Source organism: Gillisia marina (assembly GCF_000258765.1).
GTDB lineage: Bacteria > Bacteroidota > Bacteroidia > Flavobacteriales > Flavobacteriaceae > Gillisia > Gillisia marina.
Genome location: NZ_AJLT01000055.1, coordinates 1 through 9371, shown reverse-complemented (window position 1 = coordinate 9371; position 9371 = coordinate 1). Strand labels below are relative to the sequence as shown.

7 protein-coding genes and 1 pseudogene are annotated in these 9371 nt (G+C 37.4%); all 8 read left to right on the top strand.

The genetic code is table 11. From position 1 onward, the window contains the following. A partial coding sequence (locus tag ON07_RS12435; RefSeq protein WP_010232006.1) for an alpha-amylase family glycosyl hydrolase occupies positions 1 to 1377 on the top strand: 1377 nt, incomplete at its 5' end. Between the two features lie 124 nt (positions 1378 to 1501). Further along, complete coding sequence (gene pfkA / locus ON07_RS12430) at positions 1502 to 2488, top strand: 6-phosphofructokinase (RefSeq protein ID WP_010232004.1); 987 nt, start codon at positions 1502 to 1504, stop codon at positions 2486 to 2488. A gap of 18 nt (positions 2489 to 2506) precedes the next feature. Then, positions 2507 to 3505 carry a type I glyceraldehyde-3-phosphate dehydrogenase gene (gene gap, locus ON07_RS12425; protein WP_010232002.1) on the top strand — a complete coding sequence of 333 codons (999 nt, stop codon included), beginning with the start codon at positions 2507 to 2509 and terminating at the stop codon, positions 3503 to 3505. A gap of 71 nt (positions 3506 to 3576) precedes the next feature. Continuing rightward, positions 3577 to 4433 (top strand): annotated as a pseudogene (locus tag ON07_RS15505) (N-acetylglucosamine kinase). A gap of 280 nt (positions 4434 to 4713) precedes the next feature. Then, positions 4714 to 6252 carry a YifB family Mg chelatase-like AAA ATPase gene (locus ON07_RS12415; RefSeq protein ID WP_010231998.1) on the top strand — a complete coding sequence of 513 codons (1539 nt, stop codon included), beginning with the start codon at positions 4714 to 4716 and terminating at the stop codon, positions 6250 to 6252. Positions 6253 to 6345: 93 nt separating this feature from the next. After that, positions 6346 to 7491 (top strand): DUF2891 domain-containing protein, encoded by a 1146-nt coding sequence (locus tag ON07_RS12410; protein ID WP_010231996.1) that lies wholly within the window; start codon positions 6346 to 6348, stop codon positions 7489 to 7491. After that, complete coding sequence (locus tag ON07_RS12405; RefSeq protein WP_010231994.1) at positions 7488 to 8714, top strand: Nramp family divalent metal transporter; 1227 nt, start codon at positions 7488 to 7490, stop codon at positions 8712 to 8714. Before ON07_RS12410 ends, ON07_RS12405 begins: the two co-directional genes overlap by 4 nt. An 11-nt stretch (positions 8715 to 8725) precedes the next feature. Further along, on the top strand, positions 8726 to 9371 hold a 646-nt coding region (locus ON07_RS12400; protein ID WP_010231992.1), incomplete at its 3' end, for a LamB/YcsF family protein.

Genomic DNA, 9371 nt, shown 5'->3' with positions numbered 1-9371 from the left:
AAAAAGACTGAAGTAACTCAGGAAGAATCTGAAGAAAAATCATTTGCCATTTCCGATGCCGATTTGGAAAACGGAGTAATCTATGAAGCGAATATTCGTCAATATTCTCCTGAAGGAACATTCAATGCGTTTACTCAGGATATCCCTCAGCTAAAAGAATTGGGAGTAAAAGTTATTTGGGTAATGCCGATCTATCCAATTTCTGTAAAAAACAGAAAAGCAACGGGTGGAAAAATGGTTAGCGAAATTGAAGATGAAAAAGAGCGTGAAAAATATTTAGGGAGTTATTATGCGGTTTCAGACTACACAAAAGTGAACCCTGAGTTTGGTACGATCGAAGATTTTCAGAAGATGGTGGATGTTGCGCATGAAAATGGCATGTTCGTAATTTTGGACTGGGTTGCTAACCATACAGGTTGGGATCACGCATGGATTACAGAGCATCCGGAATATTACACTCAGAATGAAAAAGGAGAAATTGTAGATCCTTTAAACCCGGAAACTGGAGAATCTTGGGGTTGGACAGATACTGCAGATTTAAACTACGATAATAAAGAACTTTGGACAGCGATGACCAACGATATGAAATATTGGGTAGAGAATCATGATGTGGATGGATTTAGAGCGGATGTTGCAGGAGAAGTGCCAACTGAGTTCTGGGATCAATCTACAAAAGCGATTAAAGAAGTGAAGCCCGTATTTATGTTGGCTGAATCTGAAAAGAAAGATCTTTTCCATAATTCTTTCGATATGGGTTACAACTGGGAAGGACATCATATTATGAATGAAATTGCCAAAGGCGAAAAAGGTGTAAAAGACTGGGATAGTTATATGACGAAGATCGATACGCTTTACCAAAAAGACGATTTCTTGATGAATTTCGTGACCAATCACGACGAGAATTCTTGGAATGGTACTGTAAAAGAAAGAATGGGCGAGGCTGCAGAAGCGATGTTGGCATTATCTTATAGCTTACCCGGAATGCCTTTGATTTATAGTGGACAGGAATATGACTTAGATCACAGATTGTTGTTTTTCGAAAAAGACAGCATTCCGAAAACTAAAGGAAAAGTATGGCCTGTGCTTGTAAAGTTAGGAGAGCTTAAGAATAATAATGAAGCACTTGCAGGAGGTAAAAATGCGGCAGACTACAAGAGATTAAAGACATCTAAAGATGATCATGTTTTGGCTTTCTCAAGAGGAAGTGGAGACGATATGGTGATCTACATTGCAAATCTTAGTAAATCATCGGTAAATTTCAATATGGAATTAGATGGAAAATTTCAGGATTATATGACTTCCGGAGAACTAGATCTTAAGAAGGACATGAAAATGGAATTTAAACCTTGGGAATACAAAATATTGATAAACAACTAAGTCTTTTTACCAAATTGTTGAAAAAGCCTCATTTATGAGGCTTTTTTTATGAGTTATTAACCGAAAACGTTTTAGTAAAAGGACAGATTAGGATATAAGGAACAAATCAGATAGATTTACGCTAATGCAAGGAAAAATAAAGAAAATAGGAGTGCTAACTTCTGGAGGAGATGCCCCAGGAATGAATGCCGCAATCCGCGCGGTTGTTAGAGGTTGTGCCTTTCAAGAAATAGAATGTGTTGGAATTTATAGAGGATATGAAGGCTTAATAGAAAGTGATTTTGAAGCCCTAAATGCCAGATCTGTTCGAAATATAATTAGTCGTGGTGGCACCTTCCTAAAATCTGCAAGGTCTAAAGAATTTAGAACGACAGAAGGAAGAAAAAAGGCTTATGACAACTTAAAGAATGCCGAGATTGATGCATTGGTGGTTATTGGTGGAGATGGAACTTTTACCGGTGCGCTTATCTTTAATGAGGAACACGATTTCCCCGTAATTGGAATTCCGGCTACCATAGATAATGATATTAATGGCACAGATTATACTATTGGGTACGATACCGCTTTAAATACAGTGGTAGAAGCAATCGATAAGATTCGTGATACCGCCAGTTCTCATAATAGATTGTTTCTTGTAGAAGTGATGGGGAGAGATGCTGGAGATATTGCATTAAATAGTGGGATTGGAGCAGGAGCAGAAGAGATTTTAATTCCTGAAGAAGATAGAGGAATTGAACGTTTAGTGGAATCACTTAAAAAGAGCCGTAAATCTGGAAAAACTTCAAGCATTATTGTTGTTGCTGAAGGAGACAAAAGCGGAAAGAATATTTTTGAACTTGCCGAATATATAGAAGGTCACCTGGAAGATTATGAGATTAGAGTCTCTGTTTTAGGTCATATACAACGGGGAGGATCTCCAAGTTGTTACGACCGGGTGTTGGCAAGTAAGCTTGGTATTGGTGCAGTAGATGCACTTATAAATGGAGAACGAACCATTATGGTGGGTATCCATCATCAAAAAGTAGTTTCTGTACCATTGGAAACAGCCATTAAGAATGGTGCTAAATACGATAAGAATTTAAGAAGAGTGGCTGATATTACTTCAGTATAAAAATAGAAAACAAAAATTATGAGTACTAAAATAGGAATTAACGGCTTTGGCCGAATAGGAAGAATAGCATTTAGAAATGCAGTATTGAACGATGCAGTAGAAGTTGTGGCAGTAAATGACCTTTTAGATATAGATCATTTAGCGTACTTATTGGAGTATGACTCAGTTCATGGAAAATTTGACGGTACTATAGAGGTGAAAGATGGAAACCTTGTAGTAAATGGAAATAAAATTAGAGTTACTGCAGAACGCAATCCTGAAAATTTAAAATGGGATGAAGCCAATGCGGAAATCGTAATAGACTGTACTGGAATTTTTACCACTTTAGAAAGCGCTCAAGGTCATATTAGAGGAGGAGCTAAAAAAGTGGTTATTTCGGCACCTTCAAAAGATGTCCCAATGTTTGTGATGGGTGTAAACCATAAAGATGTGAAAGCTACAGATACTATTGTATCTAATGCATCTTGTACAACCAACTGTTTAGCGCCTATGGCTAAATTGGTAAATGATGAATTTGGATTGGTAGAAGGATTAATGACCACAATTCATGCAGCCACAGCTTCACAATCTACGGTTGATGCTCCAGACAAGAAAAATTATAGATTGGGTAGAAGTGCTTTAAATAATATTATTCCAACTTCCACAGGTGCAGCAGTGGCAGTAACTAAAGTGATACCGGAATTAAAAGGTAAATTAACAGGAATGGCTTTTAGAGTACCTACGGCAGATGTTTCGGTTGTAGATCTTACGGTTAGAACAGAAAAGTCTGTAACTATAGAAGAAGTGAAGGCAGCATTCAAAAAAGCTTCAGAAGGAGCGTATAAAGGAGTGATTTCTTATACAGATGAAATGGTTGTTTCTCAGGATTTCGTTTCAAACCCGTACACTTGTAATTTCGATGCCGAAGCTGGGATTGCATTGAATGATAATTTCTTCAAATTGGTTGCTTGGTACGATAATGAGTATGCATATTCTGCTAAAATTATTGAACTTGTATCGCATGTAGCTTCCTTATAAATAATAAATAGTCATTTATTTGCCAGATAAGTTGGAAATAAATGGCTTATTTTATCATATAAAAAATAAAAATGATATTAATTGCTGATGGTGGTTCCACCAAATGTGACTGGATTCTTCTGAATGGCAAAGGGGAAAAGGTTTTTCAAACTCGTACAAAAGGTTTAAATCCGGCAGTTTTTCCCGAAGCGATGTTGGAACAACGAATTGAAGAGAATTCTGATCTCCTTGAAGTTAGAGATCAAATTGAAAAAGTTCATTTTTACGGTGCGGGTTGTGGCACAGAAATCCCAAGAAAATTATTACAGGATATCATTACTAATTTTTTCACCAATGCTTCAGAAGTGTTGGTGAAGGAAGATATGGTTGCTGCAGCATATGCCGCCACCACCGAGCCCGGAATCGTTTGTATTTTGGGAACAGGTTCTAATAGCTGTTATTTTGACGGCAAAGATGTGTATATGGCGGTGGAATCTTTAGGATATGTTCTTATGGATGAAGCCAGTGGGAATTACTTCGGAAAAAGATTGATTCGTGATTATTATTATAAACGAATGCCACCGGATATCTCTGCTAAATTTGAAGTAGATTTCAATTTGAATAGCGATGAGATTAAAAAGAACCTTTACAAGAAAGAAAATCCAAATACTTATTTAGCTTCCTTTGCTGAATTCATTTTTACCAATGAACGAAATGGATATTTTTATAAATTGGTTCATGAAGGATTAAAGGAATTTATGCACACCCGTGTGCTTTCCTTTAAACAGGCGCAAACGGTACCCATTCATTTTATAGGAAGTATTGCTTTTTTTAGTCAGGATATTATTAGGGCGTTGCGCAACCTTATAATCTTGAAATAGGAAATATTATCCGCAGACCTATAGATGCACTAATAGAACATTACAGAAAAAATGTGCTAAATAACTAACAGTCAATCTACCATAAATTTTTATTACATTTAATCTTCTGATTGAAAGCTTAAACCGCATAATCGGCTGGGCAATTTTCCCAGGGCCTATATTTTAATTCCAACGAGAGTAGGAATCTTAAAAAACAGGGAATATAGCTTACTGAGATCCTTGGACAGGCTCAGGATGACAAATGTGGTAATTGTTTTTCACTTGATAATTATCGAGACATAACACATGGGTTCGCCCATTCCTTTGGGATGAGCTTTAACTGGGATTCTCGATTAAAATGATAATTAGATGCTGGTAAAGGTTTATGGTAGTGCTGTTTTTGGAGTGGAAGCTACCACAATTACAGTAGAAGTAAATGTAGCTACGGGCATTGGCTACCATTTGGTTGGACTTCCAGACAATGCTATTAAAGAAAGCAGTTTTCGAATTGCAGCAGCTCTACAGAACAATTCTTTTAAATTTCCCGGCAAAAAGATTACTATTAACATGGCTCCAGCCGACCTTCGTAAGGAAGGCTCAGCTTACGATCTTACTTTAGCGCTTGGCATTCTTGCAGCATCCAATCAAATTAAAGCAGAGAATATTGGAGACTTTCTAATTATGGGAGAACTTTCTTTAGACGGAAGTTTACAGCCTATAAAAGGTGCCTTGCCTATAGCTATTAAGGCAAAAGAGGAAGGATATAAAGGATTTATTCTGCCAATTCAAAATGTGAAAGAAGCAGCTATTGTTAGCGGTTTGGAAGTGTATGGCGTTTCCAATATTTTGGAGGTTATAAATTATTTCGATAAGGGAACTCCGCTAGAGCGTACAATTATAGATACTAGACAGGAATTCTATAATAATCTCGATCATTTAGAGCATGATTTTGCAGATGTGAAAGGTCAGGAGAGCATAAAACGATGCATGGAGATTGCGGCTGCTGGCGGTCATAATATCATTCTTATTGGTCCGCCGGGAGCAGGGAAAACCATGTTGGCCAAAAGATTGCCTAGTATTTTGCCTCCAATGACTTTGCATGAAGCATTAGAAACCACTAAGATCCACAGTGTAGTGGGAAAGGTGAATAATCATGTTGGGTTGATGTCTCAACGGCCATTTAGAAGCCCTCATCATACAATTTCGGACGTCGCCCTTGTCGGGGGAGGAGCCTATCCACAACCCGGGGAGATTTCTTTATCTCATAACGGAGTGTTATTTCTGGATGAATTGCCAGAGTTTAAACGTGGAGTTCTAGAAGTAATGCGCCAACCTTTGGAAGATAGGGAAGTAACAATTTCGAGAGCAAAATTCACGGTGACCTATCCTTCCAGTTTTATGCTTGTAGCAAGTATGAATCCCAGTCCCAGTGGTTTTTTTAACGATCCGGATTCCCCTATGTCTTCCTCTCCGGGAGAAATGCAGCGATATTTAAGTAAAATTAGCGGACCATTGCTGGACAGAATAGATATACATATAGAGGTTACTCCGGTGCCATTCGAAAAATTAAGCGAGGAGCGCTCTGGAGAAAAAAGTGTGGATATTAGAAAAAGAGTGACGAGTGCGAGGCAACTTCAGACAGAACGTTTCAAAGAAAATGAAAATGTTCATTACAACGCGCAAATGAGTGTGAAACAAATTTCTAAATATTGCAAACTAGAAGATTCTTCAAAAGAATTGTTGAAAGTTGCTATGGAACGTTTAAATCTTTCAGCAAGAGCCTATGATAGAATCCTTAAAGTTTCCCGCACCATTGCAGACCTTTCTGAAAGTGAACATATTCAAGGAAGTCATATTTCCGAAGCAATTCAATACAGAAGTTTGGATAGAGAAGGCTGGTTAGGTTAAATTTTTCCCACATAACTATCGCTTACATAAGATTTTAATACATTTGAGAAATATACTTAAAGACACACCTACTTGAAAACAAAAATTACACTATTGGGCCTTTTTCTTATCTTTTTGATAGGGTGTAAAGGAGATGAGCGAAATCAAGCTGAAATAAATAAAAATGTGGAATCTGATAGTATTTCGGATGTCAATATTTCTATTGATTCCATCTTAGGGACAGAGAGTATTGAACTTAACTTAGAACAAGCAAATAATCTTGCTGCATTGCCACTGGCTTGTATTAATACAGAATATCCAAATAAATTAGGTCAAACCTTAGGCGGAAAACAAGATCTTAAATCGCCAAAGGAATTGCATCCTGCATTTTATGGTTGTTTCGATTGGCATTCTGCGGTTCATGCACAGTGGACCTTGGTGAAATTGTTAAAACAATTTCCTAAGTTGGAAAAAGCAGATGAGATCAAGGCAAAGTTAGAAGCATCATTATCTAAAGAAAACATTGCAAAAGAAGTTGCCTATTTTAAATCGGAGAACAATAAGGATTATGAGCGTACTTATGGCTGGGCATGGTTACTTAAACTTTCTCAGGAGCTTCAAACCTGGGATTCTGATCTGGGAGAGGAGTTGGCTGGAAATTTAAAGCCGTTATCTGATCTTATGGTTGCTAATTTTACTGAATTTCTTCCGAAGTTAATATATCCTATACGAGTGGGAGAGCATACCAATACCGCATTTGCTTTGAGTTTTGCGTACGATTATGCTGAAGCGGTTAAGGATGAAAAATTTATGAGCTTAATAGATAAAAGAGCGAAAGAATTTTATTTAAAGGATGATAATTGCCCGGTAACTTGGGAGCCTAGTGGCTTTGATTTTCTGTCTCCTTGTTTACAGGAAATAGATATTATGCGAAAAGTTCTGCCAAAAGCGGCTTTTCCTTTATGGATTAAAGACTTTATGCCTGAGTTGATGAATACAGATTTTGATATGGCTGTAGGGAAAGTATCCGATAGAACCGATGGAAAGCTAGTACACTTAGATGGACTTAATTTTAGCAGAGCATGGGTGTTATATGGAATTGCCAATGAATATCCTGACAAGTATTCTCATTTAAGAGCAGTAGCAGATAATCATGTTTCAAAATCACTTCCTAATTTAGTTGGCGATAGTTACGAAGGTGGCCACTGGTTAGCTAGTTTTGCACTTTACGCCTTACAGGAATCTAAGGTTCAAAAGTGAGAAACTGGTTTAAAAATGTAGGTCCAGGAGTATTGGTATCGGCCGCATTTATTGGCCCGGGAACTGTTACCGTATGTACACTTGCCGGAGTTAACTTTCAATTTGCCTTATTATGGGCACTTTTATTATCGATAATATCCTGTATTGTTCTTCAGGAAATGGCCGCGAGATTAGGTCTGGTATCCAAAGCAGGTCTCAGTGAAAGCATAAGAAACGAAATTCAAAACCCAATTCTTAGAGGCTTTGCTTTGGCATTAGTGCTTTCTGCAATAGTTATTGGAAACGCAGCCTACGAAGCCGGAAATATTACCGGAGCCGTATTGGGAATAACGGCAGTAATGTCTCCCTTGGAAATTCAAATAGATTCTAACTTTAGCTTAAATTTATGGAGCGTTTTGATTGGTGCAATCGCATTTGTTTTGCTCTATATTGGTAACTACAAGGTTTTGGAACGCGTTTTTATTGGCTTGGTTGTTTTAATGAGTATATCTTTTGTAGTAACGGCCTTTCTTACTCAACCTGATTTTTCAGCTATTTTAGAAGGAATGTTTGTGCCAAGGATGGGAACCGATGGTATTTTGACTGTAATTGCGCTTGTAGGAACCACTGTAGTGCCATATAATTTGTTTTTACACGCTTCTTTGGTAAGTGAGAAATGGAAGAGTCCTTCAAAAATTAAAACAGCAAGAAAAGAACTTACAGCCGCTATTATTTTAGGTGGAATTGTTTCTATGGCTATTGTGATATGTGCTGCTGCTCCAAACTTAACAGATGTTTCATCTGCTGCAGATCTGGCAGTAGGTCTTAATCCATTATTTGGTCAATATGCCACTTGGTTTATAGCAATAGGATTGCTGGCAGCCGGAATCACTTCTGCAATCACAGCGCCTTTAGCGGCTGCTTACGTGGTTAAAGGATGCTTTGGTTGGGAGCATGGAATGAAATCGATTAAATTTAGAGCCGTTTGGATAAGTATTCTAAGTTTAGGGGTCTTGTTCTCTTCCCTAAAGTTTAGTCCAATAGAGATTATTCGCTTCGCGCAAATCGCCAATGGTTTACTATTACCTATTATTGCGATATTTCTGTTCTGGATCGTTAATAAAACTTCTGTAATGGGAAAATATAAGAATACGCTGTTCCAAAATATCTTCGGAATTATAATTATTGTAATTTCTATATTCCTGGGAGCAAAATCTATTTACTCAGTACTTCAAAATTTCTAAAGCTATTTTTAATGAAAACAATTCATATTAACTGCGATCTAGGGGAGGGCGGGAAATATGATGCGCTATTAATGCCACATATCTCGGCTTGTAATATTGCCTGTGGTGGTCATGCAGGAAATGCTACAACGATGCTGAAAACTGTAAAGTTAGCCATGGAAAATAATGTGGAGATTGGGGCACATCCTTCTTATCCGGATATAGAAAATTTTGGCAGACGATCTTTGAAAATTTCAGAAACTGATCTCAAAAAATCTATCCAAGAACAGCTTTTTTCGCTACATGAAATAGTTGTAAATCAAGGAGAAAAATTAACTCATTTTAAACCTCACGGTGCGCTTTATAATGATGCCGCAAAAGATGAAAAAGTAGCCCAAATTGTATTGGATGCGATCTTAGAATCTGAGTTGAATTTAGCACTTTATGCACCGGAAAATTCAGTAATTTCTAAGCTGGCAAGAGGAAAGATTTTTGTCAAATTTGAAGCCTTTGCAGATCGAAATTATAACCCGGATTTCAGTCTGGTTTCAAGGGCTAATAGCAATGCATTAATCACCAAAAAGGAAGACGTTTTTAAGCATCTTATTTCGATGTTTTCTAAGGGTGAAATAGTGTGCGAAAATGGCAAGAAAATATCTTCAAAAGCAGCCACTTTTT

What these genes read in the sequence shown, in the direction of transcription:
- pfkA (WP_010232004.1), top strand. Translation starts at nt 1,502, where the DNA reads ATGCAAGGAAAAATAAAGAAAATAGGAGTGCTAACTTCTGGAGGAGAT.
- gap (WP_010232002.1), top strand. Translation starts at nt 2,507, where the DNA reads ATGAGTACTAAAATAGGAATTAACGGCTTTGGCCGAATAGGAAGAATA.
- ON07_RS12415 (WP_010231998.1), top strand. Translation starts at nt 4,714, where the DNA reads ATGCTGGTAAAGGTTTATGGTAGTGCTGTTTTTGGAGTGGAAGCTACC.